Raw genomic sequence first — 25,016 nt, 5'->3', positions numbered from 1 at the left:
TCGGTCTCCTGGCCATGAGGCCAATTGGAGACCGCTGCACCCGCGCGAGCATGGCGCCCGGGCACAGCGGGCCGGCGCATGAACAAGGACGCCGGCGGAATTGCTAGTTCGCGTCGTTCTCCACATAGCTGGAGAAGCCGCTGGGCGCCTCGGTGTAGCTGGAGAAGCCGCTCGGCGCCTCGGTGTAGCTGGAGAAGCCGCTCGGCGCTTCCGTGTAGCTGGAGAAGCCGCTCGGCGCTTCCGTGTAGCTGGAGAATCCGCTGGACGCTTCGGTGTAGCTGGAGAAGCCACTCTGGGTTTCGGCATAGCTGGAGAAGCCGCTCATGCCTTCGAAGTCGGTCTCCATTTGGGTCCGCAGCACGATGCCGAGCGGCGAGCCGGCTTCGATCGCGGGCGAGTCGATGAGTTCGGCGGGCGTGCGCCCCGCGAGGACTGCGGCGCTGTGGGCCATGTGTGACTCCCATGGGTCGTAAGGAGAACCGGCGGTGGCACCTTAGCGGTCGCGTATTGAATCGACTTCCTGTCCGCGTGGTTCGGATGCTGCTCGGCGTGGCGCGGATACCGAGCCGGTCCCGGCCGGCAGATATGGCGTGGTTTGCGGGTGTGCGGCGACTGCTGTCGTCGTACTTGTCGATACTTGACCGGCACGCCTTGACCGTGCGCTTGGGATTGCAAAGTACGATCCGGAGCCCTAGATTCCGATCGGAATTTCGGTACCTGGAGACGCCATCGGGGGCGACGCGGCACTCGACCGAGGGTCCAAGTCTGGTTTCCCGTATGCGTCTTCAGAGGTGAGCACCCGCATGCCTGTGCGCAAGAGACTGCCATGGTGCAGCGCCGAGAAGCTCATCGCCACCTGGTGCACCGGCATCGGCGACCCCTGGAGACCGCTCAGGCAAGAAGCCTGAATTTCCCGTGCCCGATTCACGCCCGGACCCTGAATGTCCGCGCGGCAACGCACATGCCATGTCACGGCCCCACCATTTTCCCGACATGTGTGGCGATGCTCTGCGCGGCGTTTCAGGCCTTCGCCGGAGAAGCGGGCCGTGGACGGTTCCGATTGAGAGGGAGTAATGCTCGACCACCGCGCCGCAGCGTCAAGATTGGCCACACCGTACGGAGATCGGCGGGGTGGCGTGCGCGCCGTTCCGCGTCGGCGCCAGGGTGCGCTGGCGGTGCTGATTGCACTGTTGTGCATGGTGAGCGGCTGCAGCCTGTTGCAAGAGGAGCGTTCGGGTCCGGCGGGCTCGACGGACTTCGTGTGGGACCGGTTGGCCTCGCAGTTGACCGCCGCGCTCACCACCAAGGACGAGGCGGCCTATCTGGCCGGCTTCACCGGGGCGGCTGTGGATCAGCAGCGCATATTCTTCCGCAACGTGGCCAAGGTGCCCTTCGATGAGGTGTCTTTCCAGCCGATAGGCCGTCCCGACGCCAACGGGCAGCTCAAGGTCGCCTTCGTCCACCGCATCAGGAACGTGGACACCTACGCCGTCGCCGAGCGCTATGTGTGGACGACCCAGACGCGCGAGGAATCCAAGAACCAGTGGCGTATGACGGTGTCCCACGTCGCCGGGGACACCGCTGCCCCGCGCTCGTACTACCCGGCTCCGTGGGACGTGTACGACGACATCGAGGTCGCGTCCTCCGCGAACGCGGTCGTCATCGCGAGCGCGGCCAACGCGGCGCTGGTCAAGCAGCATTCCGGTGCAGCACAGAAGGCGGCGGAGACCAATCTGGCCCTGTGGTCCAAGAACGTCCCGCCGGGGACGCCCACCGCCCAGGGCTTCGTCGTCGTCCTTGAACCGGACCGCAAGGTGTTCGACGCCATGTACCGCGAGGGGTCGCAGGACGGTGGCAGCGAGGCCGGTGTCGCTATCTGGTTCAACCGGCACGTCGACGACGCCTACACTCCTGCCCCCGATGCCGAGTCCGAGGAAGAGGCGATCAGGAAGGGCCCGGGGCAGGGGGTCTCGCGCATCGTCGTGGACACCTCCACCAGCTTCTTCACCGCCAAGGGCAACAGCCCCGGGGTGCCCAGCATCTTCGAGCACGAGATCGCCCACGCCCTCGTGGCCCCGCTGAGCGGCACCCGCCGTGTCCCCGAGAAGTGGTTGGTGGAGGGCTTCGCCCAGTACATCGAGGTGGTCAACAATCCCCAGACCGCGAAGGCCCTCGAAGCGGCGCTGCAGGGCTACCCGTTCGGCGGACACCTGCCCGACGACACCGAGTTCGAGGACGCAGACGCCCGGGTGGTCGCCGCGTCCTACGCGCTCGGCCGCCTCGCGGTGCAGTTCGTCGCCGAGAAATACGGTGCTCGCAAGGCATTCGCGATGGTGATCGACCAGTACACCGACCCCCGCCGGGACGTGGTCAAGGCGAGCATCGAGAAGGCGACCGGAATGCCCTACGACGAATTCGAACCGGCTTGGGAGCAGTGGGTCCGAGCCAAGATCCCCGCCATGGGTGCCTGGTAGCCCCGCTCCTGGGTACGTGCGACGAAGCGGACCTACCTGAGCTGTCCGGAGCCGGGCCGGCCTCTCGGAAAGGAGAGGCCGGCCCGGCGTGCCTGCGCCGCAGGCGGAACCTCGGCCCTGGGCCCGGAGCGCCCTCCGGGAGCCGCAAGTGCGGCGCAGAGCCGATCCGTTACGTCGGGTCCTGACGTCAGCCGCTGATGTCGGCGGTGTCCCAGGAGTCGCGGAAGGCGTACCGGCCGGTGGGGCCGGTGTAGCGGAGGAAGGACGTCCCGGAGGCCGGGCCGAGTGCCTGGTTCGAGTGGTAGAACCGGCAGCCCTCGTAGATCATCTTGCCCTTGGAGAGTGCCGCGCCCGGATTGTCGACCAGGTGGTAGCCGGCCAGGATGCAGTCCTGGTAGCGGACGATCGGTATCCGGTTCTGCGTGCCCGTGTAGCGGTGCAGGTTGTAGTTGGCGGCGCCGGGGACCTGCACGGCGGCGATGTCGGAGCAGGACGTGAAGGTGACGTTGCCGTTGCCCCAGCCGCAGTCGATGATCCTCTGGTCGGGGCTCTGCTTGGGTTCGAAGCGCACACCGTTGACGTTGAGCCGGGTCGCGGTGATGTCCCCGTTGCCGAGCGGCATGTAGAAGTAGCGCGCGGGGTCGGTGCCGACCATCGACCACGAGCCGCCGAGCACGTTGATGGAACCGCCCCGGTCGAAGCGGAAGAAGTCGCCGCCTGCCAGCGCGAAGTTGCAGGACATCATGAAGTAGTTGAGGAACTGGTTCTGCTGCGAGTTCGCACCTGGGTTGGTGATGCCGCAGTGCAGGAACGCGTCCGTGTAGCGCGATTGGGTGTCCGTCGAGCACATCAGGAAGTGGTGCTCGCTGTTGTTGTTGGCCTGCTTGTCGCCGTCGAGGCCGATGACCCGGTCCCACACGCCGCGCCACTCGACGTTCTGGTACACGAAGTACTGGTTCTGGCCGACCCCGTACTGGGGGTAGTGCAGCGCGGTGTCGTCGCCGTCGCGCGACCACAGGTACGCGAAGCGGTTGTTCGGGTTGGTCGAGCGGAAGCTCATGTCCAGGAAGTACGTGTACCGCAGCCGCACCGCGGCGGTGATCAGGTTGTTCTCCCTCGGGTCGGGGTTCGCACCGAACGTCGTCGCGAAGTCGATGTTGGTCACGCGCGGTCCCGCGCCGCGGAACCGGAGGCCGAAGATCTGGTCCGCGCTGCCGCCGGTCGGCGACCACATCAAGGTGTCCTTCTTCGTCACCTTGTAGTTGCCTGGCGGGAAGTACACCTCCTTCTGCGCGGCCCCGCCCACGCGTCCGGCGATCGCCGCCGTCACGGCGGCGCGGATGGCGTCCGAGTCGTCGGTCTTGCCGTCGCCCTTGGCGCCGTGGTCGCGCACGTTGACGGCATACGTGGACCCCGCGGTGTCCGCGTCGGCCGACCACTGGGTCGCCGCGACGGCCACCGCGCCGGCGCCGGCCGCGGCGCCCAGGCCCACCGCCCGCCGGCCGAAGGTTCTTCTGCTGGGCAGTGCGTGCTCACTGGGCATGATGACGAATCCTTTTTGGTAGAGGGGGAGTTGATCGCCGTGGGAGGGGCGGCGTTCACGTGGGATTCTTCGGGGGCGGACGGCTGCCCGGGCGCGCTTCGGGGGCGATCAGGCACGCGGGCCGGCGTCGGTCATCCAGCGGGCGAGTGCGAGCGGGATGGGCATCCGGCCGCGGCGCCGGCGGAGGAGTTCCGCGACGGAGAGGGCGAGTTCGGGGCGGTCGAGCAGCGCCGCCGCGGCCGGAGCATCCTGGGGACGCCCGCGCTCTTGCAAGGCGAGTCCCAGTCCGGCCCAGGCCGCCGGCCGGGCGCCGGGCTCGGCGAGTTCGTACGCGTACAAGTCGACGGCCTCCTCGTCGCCGCTCAGGAGCGCCACGTCGGCCGCGTGCAGGTCGTCCGGGTCGGCCGGGGCGGGGCGTCCTTGCTGGTGAAGGGCGGACGAGACGATCAGATGGCGGGCGGCGTATCCGAGGGCGTCCAGTCCGCATGCCTGAGGATCAGGGCTGATGCGGGACAGGTAGGTCCCCTGCGGGGAGGCCGGGCCGCCGGCCTCCCAGGCGTCGGCGTACGCGGATGCCAACGCGGGATCGACCCGCGTGTGGTGTGCGCGCCATCCCGATGCGTGGAACCGGGCCGCGAGTGCGGCCATGCGCGCCGCGGCTTCGGGGACGTCCCGCATGTCCCAACTGGCGAGGTCGCGCCGCAGGCCCGCGACCAGGGACCGGCCCTGGGGGGCGAGATGGAGGTTCGCGGCCAGACGGCCGGCGACCTGTGAGGTCTGCCGGTGCCACAGGGCGAACTCGAATGCCGCCAAGAGGTGTTCGGGTGTGGAAGCCGTTTCGCGCGTGAGCTGTTCGCGCCAGAAGCGGGTGACGGCGGAGAACGAGTAGGCGCCGTGGAGTATGCCGGTCAGCGGTCGCGGGTCATCGCGCCAGGGCGCGTGGAAGAGTCCGTCGTGGTCCTCGACGAGCGGGGTCAGCGCGAGCAGGCCGTTCAGCAGCGAATGGCGCATCTCGTGAACGAGGGTCACCGCGGCCTGGACGGCCCGGGATTCCTCGTCCCATCCCTCGGGCTCGGACATCAGGACGCATCCGAAGGCGTCGGAGGTCGAGGCGCTGCGCGGCCGCAGGTATTCGGCGCGGGGCAGGGGCATCACGGTCAGTACGCCGAAGCCGATGGCGGGAGCGGTTTCGAAATGGTCGCGGACCAGAACACTCCAGGCGCCCTGCAGGGTGCGTTGCCAGCGTGCGGCCGCAGGCGTGTCCAGGCGGTCGACCGGATCCGCGCCGTCGCCGAATCCCCAGGGGCCCAGATCGTCGACCTCGACACCGATGCCGATCGAGACGGCCCCGCCCTTGGCTTCGACGCGCAGGATGCGCGTCGGCTCCCACGCGTCGGTCTGCGCCGTCGGGTCCGCGGGAACGGGGACCGTGACGTTCCCGTGCCGGAGCATGATGCGGCCGTCGTGCACGTCGGCGACGGCGCGGTCCCAATCCGCTGCCGAACTGCCGAGCCGGAGGCGTCCGAGACCGGGCAGGACCACCGTGCCCTTCCGCAACGGCACCGTCAGTGTGCCCTCCAGGTTCGCGCGGAGCATCGCAGACACCGCCAACTGGCTCAGGTAGCCGGCCTCGACCCAGAGCGGCGGGCGCCCGGCATCCGACGCGTCCGAGGTCGGTTCTGCCAGGCGGCGCAGCAGTTGAGCGGCCCACAGACCCGTCTGCGGATGCAGGAACAGGCCCCGCACAGCACCGGGTTCGGCCCGTTGGGCGGCCTCGAGGTACGCCCATGCGTCATCCGGTGCCCCGAGCGGCTCCGCCGCGGCTTGCGCGCGCACGGCCCTGACCACCTCGAAGACCTGCAGCATCCGCGTCTCGAATACGGTGTCCAGCAAGGCGCAGGTGGCCTCCAGGCTTCCGCCGGAGCCGCTCAGAGCCTCCAGAACGGTCTCGGGCAGGGGGCCCCGGGGCCGCGGCTTGCTGCCGGCTGAAGGGCTGGGCGAGCCCGGTTCGTGCGGTGCGGGGACTTCGAGCATGACGTTCTCTCCGTGGTCCGTGCGTTGGCGGGATGCCGCCGGGCAGGCAGGCCGGCAACGGGAGACCGTTCCCGCACCTGCCTGCCCGGCCGCTGCGATCAGCTGCCCGAAGCACCCGCGTACGCGGACAGCGGCTTGCGCACCGGTCAACGGGTTTCGACCCGTTGCAAGCAGGGGGCGCGCCGTTTCGCGAAGGCGCGGAGTTGCTGGGATCCGATGGCGCTCATGGTCTTCGCATCGATGATTCACCGATCGCTTCCTGCCTTCCCGTCGCTGCCTCGGGGCCCACGGCACGATCGGCAAGGTCCGGGTATCTGTTGGCCGGAGCAGCGAACATGTCTGGTCGGTCCGGCAGTTCGGCGCGCATGGCGATGTCGCGGAGGCATTTCCGTGCCACGTCCTCGGTGACGCGGCGCCGGTTGTGCATCATGAACAACGGGCCGGAATTGCGGCCGCCGAGATAGAGGTCCAGCGCGTGCCAGGCGAGCGGCGGTATCGGGACCGGTCGGGTGCGGCCGTCCTGGGCCGTGAACGGCAGGGTGTGGTGCCCTCGGTCGTAGCCGAGATGCTCCACGTCGCGGGCGAGCAGTTCGCCCATGCGAGGGCGGATCAGGTACAGCATCGTGCAGAGCGCAAACGCGCGCCGCGAGTACTGGCGGGCGGTTTGGATCAGCAGCGCGGTTTCGGAAGGCGGATTGCCGCCTCCGCAACCGAGCGGGGACACCGCGAGCAGCTCGGCGAACGCGAACGGGCTTACTGCGAGGCCCTGGCGGCGGACCACGCGGACGTAGAACGATCTGACTCCGGAGAGCAGGGCTGTCTGCGTGGTCGGCTGGTACGGGGGGCCGACGGGTGCGTATCGGGCAGGGGCGCCCGAGTTCCCGCCTCCGCCGACCTGCTTGAGGGACCGCGCGGTCTTCAGATGACCGGCGAAGGAGTCGGCGAGCGGGAAGTCGACCCGCAGCGGGTGGACGCCGCGTGCCCGGACGTACTCCTCCCAGACCACGAACGCGCGTGCGTAGGCATGGCGGGTCCGGTCGGAACGCAGCGAGGCGATCCAAGCCCCGACGAGGTCCGGCAGCGAGTCGTCGAGGCCGTACACCAACTCTCCGGCCTCGTCGGTGAGTTCACGCAAGTGACCGCACAGTGCGCGGGCCTCGGGCGGCCAGCCACCGCATGCCTCGGGCCGTCCCGTCGGGACGGCGACGCTTGGCACTCTCCTGGGTACGTCTCCCGTCGCGGAGCCAGTCGGCGTCGCCGGGTCGGCGGAGGCGTAGCCGGACCCGACGTTCGGGTTTGCTGCGACATAGCTCATTCGGCTGCCTCCTGGTCCGACGCAGGCGCGCACAGGGCGCGCAAATTGCTCATGAATGTGGGAACCCTCAGCGTCCGCCGACCGTGTCCCGCGTGGCCCGAACACGGGCACGCGACGAGGCGCAGCAGGTCAGGGCAGGAGATGGAGGGGTCTTCCGTCGGTGTGGTCCGCCGAGGGGATGCGTCGTCCCGTTTCCCTGGGGAAGAAGATCGGCAGACCGTTGGTCTCGACGCCCAGGGCCGCGGCTGTGCGGTCCGGCAGGTGGCGGCGATTCGCGTCGTGCGGTCATCGGCGCCAAGGGGAACGGGCAATGAATACGGGGCACTTGGTGATCCACGTAGCCGGTTCGGGCAGACGCGTATCGTCATCGCGCCGTTCGGCCGCTCGTGGCCGACCGGTGCCGTCCGGGTTCAGCTCTGGTTGTTGCCGACGAAGCTTGCGAACGCTTGTCCGGCGGCGCGGGCGGTGGTCACGCCGCTGATCCGGCTGACGCCTCGGGCCGGCGGGGAGTCGGCGCGGAGGGGAGCGGCGTGGTTCATGGGCTCTCCAGCTGTGGTGTCGGGCGTTGCTGGCGACAATGTAGGGACCCGGTCATTGCGTTGCCTGTGCGGCTTCCCCGGCTCGCGCAAAAAGGGTGAACGCTTCGCGTTATCAGCACCCGCGACGGGCTGATGGGGTGTCAGGACACCGATCCGAGCGCGGGCACATACGGCGGGGTGCGCCATCGCCCGCGCACCCCGTCGCGCCATCGATGCTTCGTCACGGAACCTGAACCGGAGCCACGGTCGGCGACGTCGCGGCTTCCGAGGGCTCGTTCGATCCGCCGGCCGTGGCGACCGCGGTCGCGACCGCGCCGGGTGCCCGGTTCGATCAGCCGCATCAGGCCAATTCGCGCATCCGCTCGCCTCGGGACCTGACGGATTATCGAGGGCAACCGGCTCTGGTATAACCGCAATTCGGGTCAAAGGGAGCCGTGCGTCATCCACATCACGCCAGCGCGGCACCCCAGCGTGATCATGGGTTCTACGGTGACCGCAGTTGACCGACCTGCGAGAGGACACGTATGCCCCGCATCACCACAAGCCCCACCACCAAGCGCTCCCGGCGCGCGCATCGCGTCGTCGGCGGCCTGTTCGGGGCCGCGGCCCTGGCAGCGCTGAGCGCCATAGCCGCGCCGACCGCCTCGGCCGCCCCGGACCCGGTCCCCACCACGTGGGACCACAGGTACATCGCCTCCGGCGTCACGGTCTACGTCAAGGAGAACGGGGACGTCATCTCCGTCTGCGACTCGGCCGCCAACGGCTACTCGGCCTGGGTGGACGTCGCCGAACCGTACGGCCCGGGGTACCAGATGACAGTCACCGGGGGCTACGGTTCCTGCGTCACGCGCAGCGCCGGCAACGGCGGCGTGTACGACCTCCAGGAGAACGTGCAGATCGGCCTCAGCTTCATCGGCGCCGCGGCGGGCACCGGCGGCTACAAGACCTTCATCAACGACAATCGGGTCACCTGATCCCTGACATCGACACGCGGTCCTGCCGGAACCACTTCGCCGGCAGGACTGCGGTCCGGGGCAGTTTTCCGCAGAATTGCGCGGTCCGGCCGGAGGCGATGCGTCAGCGCGCCGGCCGTTGGTCCAGCGCGCCGTTGCCGTGCGCGCCGGGGGTGTCGAGCAGCCCGGTCTCGACGCCGCCGACGCCCCAGCCGTACGCGAGCTTGTGCACTTCGAGGACGAAGAAGGAGTCGGTGGACACCACTCCGTCGATCAGGTGCAGGCGGCGGTTGAGCAGGTCGGTGAAGTGGCTGGTGTCCCGGCAGATCACCTCGACCATGACGTCGTACTGCCCGGCGGTCATGACGACGTACGAGGTCTCCGGCAATTCGCGCAGCTCGCAGCACACTTGGTGGGCCGTGCCGGGGCGGACGCGCATGCCGATCATCGCCAGCCGGTCGAACCCGATGGTCAGCGGGTTGGCGATGCCGACGATCTGCAGTACCCCGGTTTCCTCGAGGCGTTGTACGCGGTAGCGCACGGACGAGGCCGGGATGCCGAGGTCTTCGGCTATCTGGCTGTAGGCGCGGCGTCCGTCGGCCTGGAGGGCGGCGATGATGCGCCGGTCGATGTCGTCGAGCGGTCCCGCGGCGACTCGTGCGCTGCGGAGCGCCGAAGCTCCCGGCGTCGCCGGATGCTGGTCGTCCATGTTCTGACGCGTCTCCCCGTTCATGGTTTCGTGCGGTGTCAGGAGTCGAAGCCCAGGCCCAGGCGGTCCAGCGTACGGAGCCACAGGTTGCGGCGTCCGTGCAGGTCTTCGCGGGCCATCGACCAGCGGGTCGCCTGGATGCCCAGGTAGCGCGCCGGTTCGGGCGGGAAAGGCAGCGGCTTGCGGCGGATCATCTCGAGCCGGGTGCGCTCGGTCTCGCGGCCGTCGAGCAGGTCGAGCACGACCTCGGCGCCGAACCGGGTTGCGCCGACGCCGAGTCCGGTGAAGCCGAGGGCGTAGCCGACCCGTCCGGCGGCCGCGGTGCCGGCGAACATGCAGAACCGGGTGGTCGAGTCGATGACGCCGCCCCACGCATGGGAGAAGGAAACCCCTGCGAGGGCCGGGAAGGTCTCGGCGAACTGCGCTGCCAGCACGTCGAACGTGGCCGGGCGCTGCGTCAGCGCCTCGTCGACGCGGCCGCCGAACGGGTAGATCGCGTCGTACCCGCCCCACAGGATCCGGCCGTCGGCGGTCTTGCGCAGGTAGTGGAACTGGTTGCCGGAGTCGGTGACTCCGTGGTCGCCGGTCCAGCCGATCGCGGCGAACTGGTCCTCGGTGAGCGGCTCGGTGGTCAGCGCGTAGTCGTAGACCGGGACCATGGCCATGCCGAGGCGGCGCAGCAGCGGCGGGTAGATGTTGGTGCCCAACGCGACGCGGAGCGCGGTGACTTCGGCATACGGAGTGGTGAGCCGGACGCGGTCGGGGTGCTTGGTGTCCAGCGCGGTGACCTCGGTGCGCTCCGCGATGCGGACGCCTGCGGCCAGGCACGCGTCGCGCAGCCCCCACACCAGGCGGGCGGGGTCGAGCAGCGCGTAGTCCGGGTGCCACAGGCCCGCGGTCCACAGCGGCGAGTCGACGAACTCGCGGAGTTCGGCGCGGTCGAGCAGGCGCAGGTTCTCGCCGTGCCGGGCTCCGAGTTCGGCGGCGCCGCGCAGGGCGTCGGCCTGCCAGGGGGTGGCCGCCACGGAGACCTTGCCGGTGCGGGCGAAGCCGCAGTCGATGCCGTGGATCTCCAGGTCGCGTTCGAAGGCGTCGAGGTTGGCGTGGCCGAGGCGCTGGAGCGTGGCGATCTCGCCGGGCCAGCGGGTGGCGCCGTTGGCGAGTCCGTGGGTCAGGCTCGGCGAGCAGAATCCGCCGTTGCGGCCGCTCGCCGCGTGCCCGCAGGTGCCGGCCTCAAGGACGAGGACGTCGCGGTCCGGGTCGCGCTGCTTGGCCAGCAGCGCGGTCCACAGTCCGGTGTAGCCGCCGCCGACGACGGCGAGGTCGGTGGCGGTGTCCGCGGTCAAGCGCGGGAGGGGTTCGGGGCGTTCGGGGCGGTCGAGCCAGTACGGCGCGGCGGCGGTGCCGGCGAGCGCGGTGCGGTGGGCGTCGGCGGTCATACGGTGAAGACTCCGGTTCGGACGTCGGACATGGCCTCCAGGGTGAGCCGGCTGCCCATCCGGCCCCAGCCGGTGCCGCGGCCGCCGGCGCCGCCGAACGGCATGTTGGCGTCCCAGAAGCAGGTGCTGTCGTTGACGACGACCTGGCCGACCGCCATCTCCTCGACGAACCGGAAGGCGGCACCCATGTCCTTGGTGAACACCGCTCCCTGCAGGCCGAGTTCGTCGTCGTTGGCGATGCGCAGGAGGTCGTCGTCGTCGGTGCCGGTGATGATGGGGACGACCGGGCCGAAGGACTCCTCGCGGGAGACCAGGCTGTCCAAGGGCACGCCGTCGATGACGGTGAACTCGTAGTAGAGGTCGGTCGGCATGCCGGCGCGGCGGTTGCCGCCCGTGAGGATCTTGGCGCCGCGGGCCCGGGCGTCGGCGACGTGCCGGTCCATCTTGGCGGCGACGCCTTCGTTGTTGAGCGGGCCGAGGTTGACGGCCGGGTCGAACGGGTCGCCGAGCACGACGTCTTCGGCGGCGCGCAGCACGGCCGCGACGAACTCGTCGTGCACGTCCTGGTGGACGAGGGCGCGCTCGGTCGCGCAGCAGACCTGGCCGGCGCAGAAGTAGGCGCCGTACACCGCGGCCTTGGCGGCGGCCTCGACGTCGGCGTCCGCGAGGACCACCAGGGGCCCGTTGCCGGAGCACTCCATGATGGAGCGCTTGAGGCCGGCGGCGGCCTGGATCTTGGCGCCGGTGGCCGAGGAGCCGATGAAGCCGATGGCGTGGATGCCGCGGTGCCGGACCAGCGCGTCGCCGACGATGCCGTCGCCGGGGAGGATGTTGATCAGCCCGTCCGGCAGCCCGGCGGCGGCGAAGGCCTCCATGCCCGCGAGCACCGAGAGCGGCGTGTTGGCGGGCGGCTTGACGACCAGGGCGTTGCCCATGGCCAGGCCCGGGGCGGCGAACTCGACGACCGAGTGCAGCGGGAAGTTCCACGGGGTGATGACGCCCCACACGCCGACCGGGCGGTACGTGGTGAACAGCCGCTTGTTCGGGAACAGCGAGGGCATCGTGGCGCCGTACATGCGGATCGCGTCCTCGGCCTGGAGGCGGATCAGCATCGCGGTCTCGGAGATGTCGCTGACCGCCTCGGCCAGGGGCTTGCCCTGCTCCAGCACGGTGAGGCGGGCCAACTCGTCGAGGCGCTTGTCGAGTTCGTCGGCGACGCGGTGCAGGACCGCGGCGCGCTCCCAGACGGTGCGGCGGCCCCAGTCGGCCTGCGCGCGGGTCGCCGCGGCGACGGCGGCGTCCAGGTCCGCGGCGGTGGGCACCGGGACGGTTCCGACGAGTTCGCCGGTGGCGGGGCTGTGCACTTCGTAGGCGCCGTCGCCGGTGCCGTCCACGAACGTGCCGTCGATGAAGAGCTGATGGCTGGTCATGGGTCCCTCTCAGAGCTGCCGTGGATCGGGCTGGAGCGGTGAAGCCCGTCAGAGAGCCGGACGCGACCCGGCCGCGTACGCCCACGGGCGCACCTCTTCCAGGGCCGCGCCGACCCGGAAGACCGTCTCGTCGTCGTAGGTCTTGCCGACGATCTGCATGCCGGTCGGCACGCCGTTCGGCGCGAAGCCGGAGGGCACCGCGAGCACCGGCACGCGGCTGCAGATGTTGAACGGCAGCGTCATGGCCGCGTCCATGTACGTGCCGAGCTCGACACCGGCCACGGTGAGCTTGGTCGCGGTGAAGTCCTCGTCCGCGACCCAGGCCGGCACCGCAGTGGTCGGACACACCAGCGCATCGAACTGGTCGAGCAGCTCGCCGAGTTCGGCGTAGATGCGGCCCTCCAGCGCCATGCCCTCGATCATCGAGACGGCGCCGCTGCCGGCATCCTCGGCGAAGGCGGCCAGGTACGGGTTCACCAGGTCCGGCGCCTCGCGCACCGCGGTCAGCGCCTCGTCGCCCATGATCGCCGCGAAGTGCGTCTTGTAGGCGGTGTCGATCATTTCCTTGGTCCAGGCGATCTCGACTTCCTCGACCACCGCGCCCGCGGCGCGCAGCGACTCGGCCGCGGCGCGGGTGTTGGCCGCGACCACCGGGTCCACGAGGTACTCGCCGAGGGTGACGCACAGCGCGATGCGCATGCCCTCGACGCCGCGCGCACCGGTGTACGTCTCGGGCAGCACGAGCTTGGGCCGCACCGAGACCACGTCGCGCTTCCACGGCCCGGCGATGACGTTCTCCAGGAGTGCGACGTCCGCGACCGTGCGGCCCATCGGGCCGTCGTGGCAGTACTGGTCCAGGCTGTACGGCGCGAGCGCGGGCACCCGGCCGAACGGCGGCTTGAAGCCGACCACGCCGTTCAGCGACGACGGGATGCGGATCGATCCGCCGATGTCCGAGCCGGTGGCCAGCGGCGCGTAGCCCGCGGCCAGCGCGGCACCCGAGCCGCCCGACGAACCGCCGCACGAGTACTCGGGGTTCCACGGGTTGCGGGTGACGCCCCAGAGCTTCGACTGGGTGAACCCGGCGGCGCAGTACTCCGGGGTGGTGGTGCGCAGGTGGATCACGCCGCCGGCCGCCGCGATGCGCTCGATGATCGGGTGCGTGACCTCGGCGACGTCGTCGGCGTGCAGCAGCGAGCCGAGCTGCAGCTTGCGCCCCTGCATGGGGTGCTCTTCCTTGGCCGCCACCGGCACGCCCTCCAGCGGGCGCGGGTCGCCGCCGCCCTTGCCGAGGTAGCGCTGCTCGGCCTCGCGGGCCGCCGCGTACGCCTCCTCGTGGAGGTACTCGACGACGGCGTTGACGACCGGCTCGGTCTCCTGCGCCCGGGCCAGCACGGCGTCGAGCAGTTCGACCGGGGACAGTTCGCGGGTGCGGAACGCGGCCAGCGCGTCCGTCGCGGAGAGGTACGCAAGATCGGTGGGCACGTCGGACGGCATGCTGACTCCTCAGCCTCGGTGGTACGGACTTGTACGGCGCCCGAAGGCCCGCGGCCGCGCCGGCGGGCGGCGGCCGCGGGCCTCCGGGGTGTCAGGCCTCCAGCGCGGCCAGGGCGCGCCTGCTCTCCGCGATCCGGTCCGGATCCCAGTCCTCGGACGGCACCGAGTCGATGAGCAGGCGGGTGTACGGGTGCTGCGGGTTCGCCAGTACCTCCGCGGTGCGCCCGGCCTCGACGATGCGGCCGTTGCGCAGCACGACGACGTCGTCGGTGATGTGCTTGACCACCGCGAGGTCGTGGCTCACGAACAGGTAGGCGATGCCTTCCTCGCGCCGGATCCGGACCAGCAGGTCGAGGATCTGCGCCTGGATGGACACGTCGAGGGCGGCGACCGCCTCGTCCAGGATCAGCACCTTGGGCGAGGCCGCGAGCGCGCGGGCGATCGCCACGCGCTGGCGCTGCCCGCCGGACAGCCGGCGCGGCACCGCGCCGGCCTCGCGGGCGCCGAGGCCGACCTGGTCGAGGAGTTCGGCCAGCCGCTCGGCCCGGCCGGTCTTGCCCAGCTCGGGGGCGTGCAGCCGGAGCACTTCGCCGATGCTGTCGCGGACCGTGATGCGCGGGTCCAGCGACAGGTACGGGTCCTGGAAGACCATCTGGATCTCCCGGGCCCGGCGCAGGCGTTCGGCGCGGTTCCGGGGCTGCCGGGCGCGTTCGTGCCCGGCCACCCTGATGCTGCCGGCGTCCGGGGTCTCCAGGCCGACCAGCATGCGCGCGGTCGTGGTCTTGCCCGAGCCGGACTCGCCCACGATGCCGAGCGAGCCGCCCGCTGCGAGCGTGAAGGCGACGTCGTCGACGGCTTTGTGGTCGCCGAACGTCCGGCACAGGCCGGCGACTTCGAGCAGTGGTCCGGCCGTCTCGCCTGGATCGGACGCCTGAGCCGGGATTTTCTCCTTGGTCACGGCAGAATCCCTTCGTCGGCGCGCAGGCAGGCCACCGACACCGCGCCCTGGGTCACCAGCGGCGGCGCCTCGGCGCGGCAGCGGTCCTCGGCGAACGCGCAGCGGTCCGCGAACGCGCAGCCGGTGGGCGCCTCGGCGAGCGACACCGGCCGGCCCGGGATGGGCTTGGGCGGCTCCGCATCGGGGTCCAGGCGCGGTGTGGAGGCCAGCAGGCCCGCGGTGTACGGGTGCCGGGGCCGCGCGAACAGGTCGGCGGCCGGCTGGCTTTCCACGATCCGCCCGGCGTACATGACGTAGATCCGGTCGCAGATGGCCGCGGCCAGCTCCAGGTCGTGGGTGACGAAGAGCATGCCGGTCCCGTGCCGGGCCTGGAGGCGCTGCAGGATGCCGACGACCTCGGCCTGCGTGGTGACGTCGAGAGCCGTGGTGGGCTCGTCGGCCAGCAGCAGTTCGGGGTCCCCGGTCAGCGCCGCGGCGATCACCACGCGCTGCAGCATGCCGCCGGAGAACTGGTGCGGGAACTTGCGCAGCGCGCCCTTCGGGTCGCGGATGCCGACCTCTTCGAGCAACTGCTCGGCGCGGGCCAGCGCATCGGCCTTGGACAGGCCGCGCACCCGGAGCCCCTCGGTGAGGAAGGCCCCCACCCGGCGCATCGGATTGACCGAGGCGCGCGGGTCCTGGAAGACCATCGCGACCTTGTTGCGGCGCATGTCGCGCAGCCCCTGCTTGTCCAGGCCGAGCACGTCGGTGCCGTTCACCCGGACCGCGCCCTCGGTCTCGGCGGTCCGCGGCAGCAGTCCGAGGACGCTGCGGCAGGCCACCGACTTGCCCGAGCCGGACTCGCCGACCAAGCCGACGGTCTCGCCCCGGCCGACGTGCAGGCCGATCCCGTCCAGGATCGGGCGGGCCGCGGCGCTCGCGGGCAGCCGCAGGGTCAGGCCCTGGATGTCCAGCAGCGGTTCGGCGCTGCCGCCGGGGCCGGCGGCCGGCGAAGAGGCCGCCGTGCTCTTGTTCTTGCCCTTGCTCATGTCCGTGCTCGTGGTCGTCTCGGCCATGCCGGTCACTTCTCCCGCTTCGCGATGCGGTCGGCGATGCCCTCGCCGACGATCCCGAACGCGACCACGGCCAGCATGATCGCGGTGGCCGGGGCGAGGGCCGGCATCAGGACGTCCTTGAGGAGCGGGCTCTGGCCCTCGTTGACCATGACGCCCCAGTCCGCGGTGGGCGCCTGGACGCCGAAGCCGAGGAAGGACAGGCCGGCCAGCTCGGCCAGGGCGTACCCGAAGTTGATCGCCGACTGGGCGAGCACCGTCGGGGTGATGTTCGGGATCAGGTGCCGGGTGCAGATCGCCCACCCGGACCAGCCCTGGACCTTGTACGACTCGATGTACGGGCGGGCCTGCTCCTGCCGGGCGATGGAGCGCACCAGGCGTCCCACGTACGGCGTGTAGGCGATCATCATCGCGATCACCGGCGCGGTCATGCCCGCCCCGAAGACCGCGACGCACAGGATCGCCAGCAGCATCGCGGGGAACGCGAAGAGCAGGTCCATCGAGCGGGACAGCAGCGAGTCGACCCAGCCGCCGCGCCACGCGGCCACCACGCCCATGGCGATGCCGAGGATCGTGGAGACGCCGACCACGGCGAGCGGGCCGAGCAGGCCGGTGCGGGCGCCGTACAGCAGCCGGGAGAACAGGTCGCGGCCGGACTGGTCGGTGCCGAGCCAGTGGTCCGGGCTCGAACCGGCCAGCGAGTTCTTGAGGTTGATCTCGTTCGGGTCGTACGGCGCGATCAGCGGGGCGAACACCGCGGCCAGGACCAGCAGGACGAGCACGAACCGGCCGCGGTGAACAGCGGACCGTTGGCGGCCAGGGCCCGGATCCGGCGCGGCACGCCGCGCCGGGTGACCGGCAGGGCCGACGGTCCGCCGCCCTGGATGAGCGCGGGGCTCGTCATCGCTTGTCACCTCCAAGGGTCACGCGGGGGTCGATGAGCGGCTGCAGCAGGTCGACGATGAGGTTCACGACCAGGAACACCGCGACCACGAGCAGGGTCAGTGCCTGGACCACCGGGAAGTCCTTGGCGGTGACGGCGCCGATCAGCATCGAGCCGATGCCCTTGATGCTGAAGGTCTGCTCGACGATGGCGGTGGCCACCAGCAGGCTGGCGACCATCGTGCCGATCACCGTGACGATCGGGCCGAGCGCGTTGCGCAGCACGTGCCGCCGGATGACCTGGCCTTCCGGGACGCCGCGCGAGCGGGCCACCTCGACGTGCTCGCGGGAGAGCTCGTCGAGCATCGCGGACCGGGTCACGCGGGCCAGCAGGCCCGCGAACGTCAGGGCCAGGGCGATGGCCGGCAGGGTGAGGTGCCACAGCCGGTCGGTGAAGCCCTCGCCGCCGCCGAAGCCCGGGAACCAGCCCAGTTTCACCACGAACACCGAGGCGAGCATGGTGCCCGCGAGGTAGGACGGGATGGCGATGGAGAAGCCGGTCCAGCCCAGCACCAGCTTGTCGACGAAGCCGGGGCGCAGCGCCGAGACGACGCCGAGCGTCATGCCGACCACCAGGATCAGCACCATCGCGTAGCCGACGAGGAACCCGGTCAGCGGCAGCTTCTGCATCACCAGGTCGCCGATGTCCTGGCGGAACTGCACCGAGCGGCCGAAGTCGCCCTGCAGCACGTCGGTGAGCCACATCCAGTACTGCTTCAGGAACGGCTCGTCGAGGTGGTACTGCGCGGTGATGGCCTCGCGGGCCGCGGGCGTGATGGGACGCCCGCGCATCAGGAAGGTGACCGGGTCGCCCGGGGCCAGGTGCACGGCGCTGAAGACCACGAACGAGGTCGCCAGCAGCACGAGCACCAGGCCCACGACGCGCCCCAGCATGAACCGGAGCAGGTTGCGGTTCATCAGCCCGCGGCACCCAGGGTGGCGGCCCACGGGAAGGACAGGTGGCTGATGTTGGAGGTCGCCCCGGTGATCCGCTTGCTCATGTAGAGCGACAGCGGGGACTCCCACAGCGGGATGCCGGGCAGCTCGCGCAGCGCGATCGCCTGGGCCTTGGCGGTGAGGGCGGCGCGGGCGGCCGGGTCGGCGGTGCCCAGGGCCTCCTGGATGATCGCGTCGTACTCGGGGTTGGACCAGCTGCCGTAGTTGGCGAACTCACCGGTCTGCAGCGTCTGGTAGAACTCCAGCGGGTCGGGCGTGACGTCGTAGCCGCTGGTCACCAGCATGTCGATGCCGTCGCGCGCGCTCGGGTCGGTGAACAGCGCGGTGTACGCGTCCGGCGAGATGGTCTTGAGCTCGACCTCCAGGCCGATGGCCTGGCCGGCGCGCTGGATTTCGTTGGTGGAGACGGTGATCTCGGTGGCCAGCGGGCTGGTCGCCACGACGATCTTCTTGCCGGTCGCGCCGGCTTCCGCGACGAGCTTCTTGGCGGCCTCGAGGTCCTGCTTCGGCTCGGGCAGGTCGGTGTACTGCTGGGCGGCCTGGACCGCGGGGATGGTGCCCCAGCCGGAGGCCGGGATCGGCGCCTTGGCGAGCACGCCGTAGCCGTTGAGGCCGGCCTTGATGATGCCCTCGCGGTCGATCGCCAGCGACAGCGCCTGGCGGACCTTCTGGTCGCCGAGCGCGCCCTTGAGGTTGGTGACCGCGGCAGAGTAGTTGCCGGTGATGTCGCCGAAGTAGAGCTTGCCGTCGCCGGCCTGCAGCTTCTGGTAGGCGTCGGTGGGCAGCAGGTAGCCGCCGTCGACCTCGCCGGTGATGAGCGCGTTGGCGCGCGCGGCGGGGTCCTGGATGAAGACGAACTCGAGCTCGCCGACCTGGGGCGTCAGCGACTTGTCCCAGTAGGCGTCGTTCTTCTTGATGGTGATCGCGGTGCCGGGCTTCCACTCCTTGAGGGAGTACGGCCCGGTGCAGTTCACGCCGCCCTGCGGGTTGCCGTAGTCCTTGCCGGCCTTGGCCAGGAAGTCGGCGCTCTCGATGGTGCCCGCGGAGGCGCCCAGTTGCTCGTTGAGCAGGACGTTGGGGCGCTTGAGCTTGATGGTGACGTCGAGCGGGCCGGTGGCCTTGATCGACTCGACGTCCTTGAAGACGGTGGCGTAGACCGAGCCGACCTCGGGGTCCATCTGGCGCTCGAGGCTGGCCACGACGTCCTTGGACGTCATCGCGGTGCCGTCGTGGAACTTCACGTCGCTGCGCAGTTTGTAGGTCCACGTCAGCGGGTCCGGGTTGGCGAAGCTCGCCGCGAGGCCCGGGGTGAGCTTGAACTCCGGGGTGACCCGGAGGAGGCTTTCGCACACGTTCGCCAGTACCGCGTTGATCGGGTAGTCGAAGGCGTAGGCGTAGTCCAGGGTCTGCGGTTCCGCGTACAGCGACCACTTGACCTGGTCGACCGGCCCCTTGCCGGGCGGCGTGAGGTTGGTGATCTCGTACGGCTTGCCGGAGTCGGAGGAGTTGTCGCTGCTCCCTCCGCCGCTGCAGGCCGCGGCGGACAGGACCAGTGCGGCGGCCAGTGCGGTAGTTCGGAAAATGCGCAAAGAACCCACCCCTTTCGGAGGGACGGCAGAAGCCCGGAGATGCTTGCCAACGGACGACGCGTCCTGGCAGGTGTCGGTGAGTATTGATGCGGGAACGTTCCTCCGCAAGAGTTTGCGGGAACGATTCTCGCGCCGACACGGGAATGTGACCGAAGCAAGCTGATGCCCCGTCAACCTGTCGGGGCAAGGGCCGCTGGACACAACGAGGCGTCGGGTTTCACCACCGTGAAGTGCCGTTCCCGCAGCGCGCGAGGTGCGGGAACATGCGGGAACCCGCAGGGATGCAGAGGGCCGGAAACGGTTCGGCGGAACGGCGGCCGGAGCCGGTCGGGAGGACCCGGAGGCGCAGGCTCAGCTGCGGATGCCGCCGCGGGCCGAGCGGGCCGACCAGCGGCCCTCGTGGTGGACGACCTCGATCGGCCGCCCGAAGCACGCCGTCATCTGCGCGCCCGTCAGGATCTCGGCGGCCGCACCCGACGCCTGCACCCGGCCGTCGCGCAGCAGCAGTACGTGCCCGATGTTCGGGGCGAGTTCCTCGAGGTGGTGGGTCACCGTGACGGTGGCCAGCGCGGGGCGGGTCTCGGCGAGCCGGTGCATGGCGTCGATGAGGTCCTCGCGCGAGGGCAGGTCCAGAGCGTTGAACGGCTCGTCGAGCAGCAGCAGTCCGGGGTCCGCGATCAGCGCGCGGGCGATGAGGATGCGGGCCCGCTGGCCGCCCGAGCAGACCCCGTACGGCCGGTCCGCAAGCTCCTTGAGCTCCAGTTCGGCGAGCAGTTCGTGGGCGCGCTGCCGGGTGGCGTCGTCGTACTTGCGCCACAGCGGCTGGATGGTGCCGGTCGCACCGGTGAGCACGACCGTGTGCGCGGTCTCGTCGAGCGGCACCTTCTGCGCACTGGACACGAAGCCGATGCGGGCCCGCAGTTCGCGCATGTCGACACGCCCGAGCCGGTGCCCCAGCACGTCGACGGTGCCGGTCGTCGGGTGCATGGTGGCCCCGACCAGCCGCAGCACCGACGTCTTCCCGGCGCCGTTGGGACCGAGCAGCGCCCAGTGCTCGCCCGCGCGTACCGTCCAGTCGATGCCGTCGAGGATGACCTGACCGGTGGTGTACTTGCGCACGCTCACACCGCTGAGCTCGGCGACGGCAGAAGCGGACTGCTCGGCAGAACTGGGCACGGTCACGGTCACTCCCGGTCCGTCGGGGCGGTTCGTGCACGACGATATCGGCCCGTCCGCTCCGCGTCCGCACCCCGACCGCAGCCGAATCCCGCTGGTAGGGTCGCCACGCTTCGAGGAACCACAGCGTGCGGAGAGTCGAGTGAGCGCTTCGAGCCAGCCGAAGTGGGCCTGGTGGGTCGTCGGCATCGTGATCCCGGTGATCGGCATCTTGGTGACGATCTGGGCGGCCGGGGGTTCGTCGTCCGATGCGGACAACACCGCGCGGGAGACGCAGTCCGCGACCGGCGGGCAGTCGGGCGGGGGCCAGTCGGGCGGCCAGTCGGGCGGTGCCGCCGGGAACGCGTCGGCCGGCGCGTCGGGGTCGTCGGGGTCTGCCGGATCCACCGGGTCGGCATCCGGACCGCCGGCGCCGGCCCCGGACGCGCCCGCCAAGGTGCTGTCCGGTCCGGCCGAGATCACCCTGAAGCCGGGCCAGAACTACCTCGACCTGGACACCGCGCCGCCGCTGGCGATGCCGTCCGGCAAGAGCGCCGACCTGGTCGCCCTCTTCAACGTCGGCTCCCCCGGCCTGGTCACCGAGGGCTCCCCCAACACCCTCGCGCTGCTGCCCGCCGAGGGCCCCGACCCGACCGCCGCCGAATGCGCGGACGCCGTCCAGAAGCGCGGCAGCTACCAGGCCGGCGACCTGACGCGCGGCGCCCGGTACTGCGTGCAGACCGACGAGGGGCACACGGCCTACCTCAAGGTCCTCACTGCCGTGGCCATCGAGACGCCGGTCAAGTTCCAGGTCACCGTCTGGGAGTGACGGTCCGTCACGAACCCTGGGGACCGCGGTGCGCCGGTGGGCGGGGCACCGCGGTCCGCGCCGGTCAGGCGAAGTAGCGCAGGATCGGCCAGGACTCCGGGCCCATGTATCCGTCGATGCCGATGCCGTAGCGCGCCTGCATGTACATGACGGCGGAGAGGGTCTGGTCACCGTAGATGCCGTCGATGGGGCCGGGGTTCCAGCCGTCCTTCTTCAGCAGGCACTGGGCCTCGATGTTGGCCTTGCTCCAACTGCCCTTGGTGGGAATGTGGGTGCTGCCGCTGTAGTGCCCGGCGTAGGTGCGGTACGGGTTCGTGGTCCGCGTGTAGTTGCAGGCGTACGTGGCGGCCGCCGCGTCGGTCGCGGTGAGCGCGACGCCGACCCCGGACAGCATCGTGGCGGACAGGCCGATCGCGGCGAACCGCTTGCGTGCAGACATGCTTCGGAACCTTCCTGGAGGGGGAGCGCCAGGCGACGCGTGGCAAGCGTCCAGGACCGGCTACCGGCGGGTATTGGATAAACCCGACACGTGTCGGCGCGCTGTGCGCTCCCACCCGGGAAGGCTCCGCGCCGTCAGGTCTGGCCGGGCATCGGGTACTGCATGGCCATCTGGGACGGCAGCGGTCCGGCGATACCGGCCAGGCCGCCCTTGGCGTTCGCGTCGGGCATCTGGATGAACGACTGCCGGGTGCCGACATGGCCGATCTTGCTGAAGTCCAGCACCGCGGTGACGCCGCCGGAGTCGAACTGGTCGATGGTGTGCAGCGCGGCGAGGATGCCCTCGCGGGTCAGGTCCTTGGCGTCGCAGGCCCGCTTGAGGCTGTCGCCGAAGACCTTTGCGGTCACCCAGCCGAGCGACACCGCGCTGTCCAGCGGCGCGTCCGGGTAGCGGGCCTGGTACGCGGAGACCAGTTCGATGACGCCGGAGACCTGGGCGTTCGCGGTCTGGACCGCGTTGACGACGTAGAAGTTCTTCTGCAGCGCGGCCGCCGCCGGGGTGGCGAGGAGCTGCGGGGAGAAGCCGGGGTTGTTCGACACGATCGGCACGTTCAGGCCCACCGCGGCGGCGGTGCCGGCCGCGGACGCGGACTGCTTCGGGCCGGTGCTCATCAGGATCGCCTTGACCCCGGCCCGCTTGAGCGCGGCGACCTGCGCTGCCATGTCGGCGTCGGTGGCCTTGATGCGCTGCTCGACGAGGGTGAGGCCGGCCTGCTCCGCGGCGTACCTGGCGCCGGTCAGGGCGTTCTCGCCGTACTCGCCTTCGAAGTAGATGTGGCCGATCTTGTCGCCCGCGGCGATCCGGCCCTCCTGGAGCAGGAAGCCCACTCCGTTGATCATCTCGATGTCGTAGGTGGCCCCGACGATCTGGACGTACTTCTCCTTCAGCATCGATGAGGGCCACGCCGCCGGGATGGCCAGCAGCCGGTCGCGGGCCAGGTCGGGCAGCACCGCGCCGACCACCGGCGAGCCGAGCAGCTGCGGCAGTCCGGCGATCTGCGGGGCGATCTCGGCGTACGCGGCGGCCCCGCGCTTGACGTCGTATCCGTGGTCGCGCACGACGAGTTCGACCTTGCGGCCGCAGACTCCGCCGGCGGCGTTGAAGCGCTCGAAGTACAGCTGCTGGGCCTGCGTCAGGCTCTTGCCGAGGGTCGCGTAGACGCCGCTCAGGTCGGTGAGGGCGCCGAGCCTGACCACTTTGTCGTCCACCCCCGGACCGGACGCGACGGCCTGCCATGACGACTGCGGTCTTATCTTCGAGGAATCGGACTCCGCGGCACATCCGGTCGCCACGAGCGCGGTGGCGGCGAGCAGCGCGAGGGCGAGCCGGGGTGTGCGGCGGCGCCGGAGCGCGTGGGGGTGCCGGAGCGAGTGGAGGTGCCGGGGTGTGCGGGGGTGCCGGGGCGTGCGGGCGTGCGTCGTCATGGCCTGGTCTCCTGACGTCGGGCCGGGCGGGGCCGGACGGCCGGCGGGGCACGGCACTCGGCCGGTGCCTCCGGCCGGAACACGGGCGCGCGGAAGGGCGGTACGCAGTGCGGTAGATGCTCGCGGACCGCACGGCGCCGATCGATGGGCGAACGTCCAGCGTCCGGGGGGCTGCGGCTGTGCTCGCGCACAGCGTCAGGTGCGGTGGTCAGGCCGTGGCGACAGTGTCGGGGGCCCGGACGGCACGGACGGCTCGGACGGCTTGGGCAGGCGCGCCGGCTCGAGCGGTCGCGAGCACTCGGGCGGTCGCGACAGCGGGCGGCGCAACCGCTTCGGTGTCCCCGTCTCAGGTAGTGGCGGCGGCCTCGGCCGGGAACGGCACCGCCGCGGGCATGAGTTCCAGCGTCAGCAGGCCCAAGTAGCAGGCGAGCAGATAGCGGTGGTCCTCCAGCGAGTTGCCGTTGAGGCCTTCCACCCGGCGCAGCCGGTTCATGATCGTGTTGCGGTGGCAGAACAGCCGGGCCGCCGCGCGCGATGCCGAGCGGCCTTCCTGGTACCAGACCGACAGCGTGCGCAGCAGCACGTCGCGTTCCGCGGGCGGCAGGTCGAGGACGGGCCCGAGGGCGCCGCGCGCCAGCCGGGTGGCCAGCGCCGGGCTGGAGACGACCAAGGCCTCGGGCAGGCGTTCGGCGATCCAGGCGACTTCGGCGGCCTCGTTCGCGACGGTCAGCAGTGCGACCTCGGCCATCCGGTACGCGGCGGGCACATCGCGTACCGAGCCGATCGCGTCGGACACACCCAGGCAGCCGGGGTCTTCGGCGCGCAGCGCGGCGACGAGGCGGTCGACGTTGGAGCGGCCCAGCGCCGCTATGCCCACTTCGTGTCCGGCCCTGATCCGCCAGGCCGCGCGGTAGAGGTACGCCGCACACGTGTCGCGTGCGGGGCTGAAGGCGGCGTGCGAGGCGACGTCGAAGCGCGAGACCAGCACGACGTACGGGCCGTCCTGCGGCAGCCCGAGGGCGGCGAGTGCCTCCCGGGCGAAGTCGGGGTCGCTGCCGCGGCCGTCGAGCAGCGCGTCGAACATCGCCTGCTGGAGCTGGTCGTCGCGGCGCTGCTGCTCGGCCTCGGTCTCGCGGTAGCCGGCCACCACCGCCTCGGAGTGCCGGTCGCTGACCTTCATGATCGCGGTGGCGACGTCCCGGAAGGTCGCCATGTCGCCGCGGATCGCGGCCTCCGCCTCGGCGAGCGTGGTGTGCATCAGCACCTCGGCGGCCAGCCGGTACGCGCGCAGCACCGCCTCCAGCGGCACACCCTGCCGGGCCCGCTGCCGGCCGGTCGTGAAGGCCGTCGCGACCTCTTCCTTGTCGGTGACCTGGGCGCCGGCCAGGACGCGCAGGATGCGTCCGACATTGGAGTTCACCGACCGCGAGAGCACCTCGCGCGGCACCAGCCCGTGCGACTGGTAGGTGGGCTCCTGCGCGATGATCTGCCGGACGACGCGCTCGCTGATCTCCGGAATTTGGTCCGTCATCCGCAATGCGGCAGCGGTGAGGACCTTGCGCGAGGAGGAGCCCATGGCGGTGGAGCCTAGCGAGTGGATCGTGCCTGCCGGGATGGCCGACGGCATTTGCACAACGGTCGGAGGCCAATGCTGTGCGCCGGACCAGTCCGGGGGCTC

General features: G+C 70.8%; 22 protein-coding genes. 3 read left to right on the top strand and 19 right to left on the bottom strand.

The window, feature by feature from the left end:
• Positions 1-103: 103 nt before the first annotated feature.
• Positions 104-451, bottom strand: a complete 348-nt coding sequence (locus LZ495_RS17025; protein ID WP_235053071.1) for a hypothetical protein — start codon at positions 449-451, stop codon at positions 104-106.
• Between the two features lie 724 nt (positions 452-1,175).
• Here LZ495_RS17025 and LZ495_RS17020 point away from each other — a divergent pair.
• Complete coding sequence (locus LZ495_RS17020; RefSeq protein WP_235053070.1) at positions 1,176-2,474, top strand: hypothetical protein; 1,299 nt, start codon at positions 1,176-1,178, stop codon at positions 2,472-2,474.
• A 187-nt stretch (positions 2,475-2,661) separates the two neighbouring features.
• On the opposite strand, the gene LZ495_RS17015 is transcribed toward LZ495_RS17020, so the two are convergent.
• The 4 genes from LZ495_RS17015 to LZ495_RS44050 all read right to left on the bottom strand — a co-directional run bounded on the left by LZ495_RS17015 (position 2,662) and on the right by LZ495_RS44050 (position 7,905).
• Positions 2,662-4,017 (bottom strand): glycosyl hydrolase family 28-related protein, encoded by a 1,356-nt coding sequence (locus LZ495_RS17015; RefSeq protein ID WP_235053069.1) that lies wholly within the window; start codon positions 4,015-4,017, stop codon positions 2,662-2,664.
• Between the two features lie 108 nt (positions 4,018-4,125).
• Positions 4,126-6,051, bottom strand: coding sequence for an HEXXH motif domain-containing protein (locus tag LZ495_RS17010; protein ID WP_235053068.1), 1,926 nt, complete (start codon positions 6,049-6,051; stop codon positions 4,126-4,128).
• A gap of 223 nt (positions 6,052-6,274) precedes the next feature.
• Positions 6,275-7,186 carry a site-specific integrase gene (locus LZ495_RS17005; RefSeq protein ID WP_235053067.1) on the bottom strand — a complete coding sequence of 304 codons (912 nt, stop codon included), beginning with the start codon at positions 7,184-7,186 and terminating at the stop codon, positions 6,275-6,277.
• A gap of 590 nt (positions 7,187-7,776) precedes the next feature.
• Positions 7,777-7,905 carry a hypothetical protein gene (locus LZ495_RS44050; protein WP_268822910.1) on the bottom strand — a complete coding sequence of 43 codons (129 nt, stop codon included), beginning with the start codon at positions 7,903-7,905 and terminating at the stop codon, positions 7,777-7,779.
• A gap of 524 nt (positions 7,906-8,429) precedes the next feature.
• Between LZ495_RS44050 and LZ495_RS17000 the strand changes: the two genes are divergently transcribed.
• Complete coding sequence (locus tag LZ495_RS17000) at positions 8,430-8,879, top strand: hypothetical protein (protein ID WP_235053066.1); 450 nt, start codon at positions 8,430-8,432, stop codon at positions 8,877-8,879.
• A gap of 103 nt (positions 8,880-8,982) precedes the next feature.
• Here LZ495_RS17000 and LZ495_RS16995 read toward each other — a convergent pair whose 3' ends face one another.
• From LZ495_RS16995 to LZ495_RS16945, 11 genes are all read right to left on the bottom strand, one after another.
• On the bottom strand, positions 8,983-9,567 hold the full coding sequence (locus LZ495_RS16995) for an Lrp/AsnC family transcriptional regulator (protein ID WP_235053065.1): 585 nt from the start codon (positions 9,565-9,567) through the stop codon (positions 8,983-8,985).
• A gap of 38 nt (positions 9,568-9,605) precedes the next feature.
• The gene (locus tag LZ495_RS16990; protein WP_235053064.1) at positions 9,606-11,006 is read right to left on the bottom strand and encodes an NAD(P)/FAD-dependent oxidoreductase; all 1,401 of its coding nucleotides are present in this window, start codon (positions 11,004-11,006) and stop codon (positions 9,606-9,608) included.
• Complete coding sequence (locus LZ495_RS16985; RefSeq protein WP_235053063.1) at positions 11,003-12,436, bottom strand: aldehyde dehydrogenase family protein; 1,434 nt, start codon at positions 12,434-12,436, stop codon at positions 11,003-11,005. The genes LZ495_RS16990 and LZ495_RS16985 overlap by 4 nt, the downstream gene beginning before the upstream one ends.
• A gap of 48 nt (positions 12,437-12,484) precedes the next feature.
• Positions 12,485-13,933 carry an amidase gene (locus LZ495_RS16980; protein WP_235053062.1) on the bottom strand — a complete coding sequence of 483 codons (1,449 nt, stop codon included), beginning with the start codon at positions 13,931-13,933 and terminating at the stop codon, positions 12,485-12,487.
• A 91-nt stretch (positions 13,934-14,024) separates the two neighbouring features.
• The gene (locus LZ495_RS16975) at positions 14,025-14,891 is read right to left on the bottom strand and encodes an ABC transporter ATP-binding protein (protein ID WP_372498582.1); all 867 of its coding nucleotides are present in this window, start codon (positions 14,889-14,891) and stop codon (positions 14,025-14,027) included.
• Positions 14,888-15,946, bottom strand: a complete 1,059-nt coding sequence (locus LZ495_RS16970) for an ABC transporter ATP-binding protein (RefSeq protein ID WP_235053061.1) — start codon at positions 15,944-15,946, stop codon at positions 14,888-14,890. Before LZ495_RS16970 ends, LZ495_RS16975 begins: the two co-directional genes overlap by 4 nt.
• 5 nt (positions 15,947-15,951) lie before the next feature.
• Positions 15,952-16,725 (bottom strand): ABC transporter permease, encoded by a 774-nt coding sequence (locus LZ495_RS16965; RefSeq protein WP_235053060.1) that lies wholly within the window; start codon positions 16,723-16,725, stop codon positions 15,952-15,954.
• Positions 16,683-16,847, bottom strand: a complete 165-nt coding sequence (locus LZ495_RS16960) for a hypothetical protein (protein WP_235053059.1) — start codon at positions 16,845-16,847, stop codon at positions 16,683-16,685. Before LZ495_RS16960 ends, LZ495_RS16965 begins: the two co-directional genes overlap by 43 nt.
• Positions 16,844-17,803: an ABC transporter permease gene (locus tag LZ495_RS16955; protein ID WP_235053058.1), complete on the bottom strand. Its 960-nt coding sequence runs from the start codon at positions 17,801-17,803 to the stop codon at positions 16,844-16,846. The genes LZ495_RS16960 and LZ495_RS16955 overlap by 4 nt, the downstream gene beginning before the upstream one ends.
• A complete protein-coding gene (locus LZ495_RS16950) occupies positions 17,803-19,440 on the bottom strand; it encodes an ABC transporter substrate-binding protein (RefSeq protein ID WP_372498581.1) in 1,638 nt (545 codons plus the stop codon). The genes LZ495_RS16955 and LZ495_RS16950 overlap by 1 nt, the downstream gene beginning before the upstream one ends.
• Positions 19,441-19,782: 342 nt before the next feature.
• Positions 19,783-20,613: an ABC transporter ATP-binding protein gene (locus LZ495_RS16945; RefSeq protein ID WP_372498580.1), complete on the bottom strand. Its 831-nt coding sequence runs from the start codon at positions 20,611-20,613 to the stop codon at positions 19,783-19,785.
• A gap of 136 nt (positions 20,614-20,749) precedes the next feature.
• On the opposite strand from LZ495_RS16945, the gene LZ495_RS16940 reads away from it, so the two are divergent.
• Complete coding sequence (locus LZ495_RS16940; RefSeq protein ID WP_235053056.1) at positions 20,750-21,415, top strand: hypothetical protein; 666 nt, start codon at positions 20,750-20,752, stop codon at positions 21,413-21,415.
• Positions 21,416-21,479: 64 nt separating this feature from the next.
• On the opposite strand, the gene LZ495_RS16935 is transcribed toward LZ495_RS16940, so the two are convergent.
• The 3 genes from LZ495_RS16935 to LZ495_RS16925 form a co-directional block, all read right to left on the bottom strand.
• Entirely contained in the window at positions 21,480-21,854 is a 375-nt protein-coding gene (locus tag LZ495_RS16935) for a peptidoglycan-binding domain-containing protein (RefSeq protein WP_235053055.1), read from the bottom strand.
• Positions 21,855-21,988: 134 nt separating this feature from the next.
• Positions 21,989-23,338, bottom strand: coding sequence for an ABC transporter substrate-binding protein (locus tag LZ495_RS16930; protein ID WP_235053054.1), 1,350 nt, complete (start codon positions 23,336-23,338; stop codon positions 21,989-21,991).
• A gap of 346 nt (positions 23,339-23,684) precedes the next feature.
• Positions 23,685-24,914, bottom strand: a complete 1,230-nt coding sequence (locus LZ495_RS16925; protein WP_235053053.1) for a PucR family transcriptional regulator — start codon at positions 24,912-24,914, stop codon at positions 23,685-23,687.
• Positions 24,915-25,016 lie beyond the last annotated feature (102 nt).

The sequence above is a fragment of the Yinghuangia soli genome (assembly GCF_021502675.1).
Taxonomy (GTDB): Bacteria; Actinomycetota; Actinomycetes; order Streptomycetales; family Streptomycetaceae; genus Yinghuangia; species Yinghuangia soli.
This window is presented reverse-complemented; position numbering and strand designations above follow the sequence as displayed.

Excerpts from the sequence above, each read along its gene's own strand:
- LZ495_RS17025 (WP_235053071.1), bottom strand. The coding sequence starts at position 451 with ATGGCCCACAGCGCCGCAGTCCTCGCGGGGCGCACGCCCGCCGAACTC.
- LZ495_RS17015 (WP_235053069.1), bottom strand. The coding sequence starts at position 4,017 with ATGCCCAGTGAGCACGCACTGCCCAGCAGAAGAACCTTCGGCCGGCGG.
- LZ495_RS17010 (WP_235053068.1), bottom strand. The coding sequence starts at position 6,051 with ATGCTCGAAGTCCCCGCACCGCACGAACCGGGCTCGCCCAGCCCTTCA.
- LZ495_RS44050 (WP_268822910.1), bottom strand. The coding sequence starts at position 7,905 with ATGAACCACGCCGCTCCCCTCCGCGCCGACTCCCCGCCGGCCCGAGGC.
- LZ495_RS17000 (WP_235053066.1), top strand. The coding sequence starts at position 8,430 with ATGCCCCGCATCACCACAAGCCCCACCACCAAGCGCTCCCGGCGCGCG.
- LZ495_RS16995 (WP_235053065.1), bottom strand. The coding sequence starts at position 9,567 with ATGGACGACCAGCATCCGGCGACGCCGGGAGCTTCGGCGCTCCGCAGC.
- LZ495_RS16990 (WP_235053064.1), bottom strand. The coding sequence starts at position 11,006 with ATGACCGCCGACGCCCACCGCACCGCGCTCGCCGGCACCGCCGCCGCG.
- LZ495_RS16985 (WP_235053063.1), bottom strand. The coding sequence starts at position 12,436 with ATGACCAGCCATCAGCTCTTCATCGACGGCACGTTCGTGGACGGCACC.
- LZ495_RS16980 (WP_235053062.1), bottom strand. The coding sequence starts at position 13,933 with ATGCCGTCCGACGTGCCCACCGATCTTGCGTACCTCTCCGCGACGGAC.
- LZ495_RS16970 (WP_235053061.1), bottom strand. The coding sequence starts at position 15,946 with ATGGCCGAGACGACCACGAGCACGGACATGAGCAAGGGCAAGAACAAG.
- LZ495_RS16960 (WP_235053059.1), bottom strand. The coding sequence starts at position 16,847 with ATGACGAGCCCCGCGCTCATCCAGGGCGGCGGACCGTCGGCCCTGCCG.
- LZ495_RS16955 (WP_235053058.1), bottom strand. The coding sequence starts at position 17,803 with ATGAACCGCAACCTGCTCCGGTTCATGCTGGGGCGCGTCGTGGGCCTG.
- LZ495_RS16935 (WP_235053055.1), bottom strand. The coding sequence starts at position 21,854 with ATGTCTGCACGCAAGCGGTTCGCCGCGATCGGCCTGTCCGCCACGATG.
- LZ495_RS16930 (WP_235053054.1), bottom strand. The coding sequence starts at position 23,338 with ATGACGACGCACGCCCGCACGCCCCGGCACCCCCGCACACCCCGGCAC.
- LZ495_RS16925 (WP_235053053.1), bottom strand. The coding sequence starts at position 24,914 with ATGGGCTCCTCCTCGCGCAAGGTCCTCACCGCTGCCGCATTGCGGATG.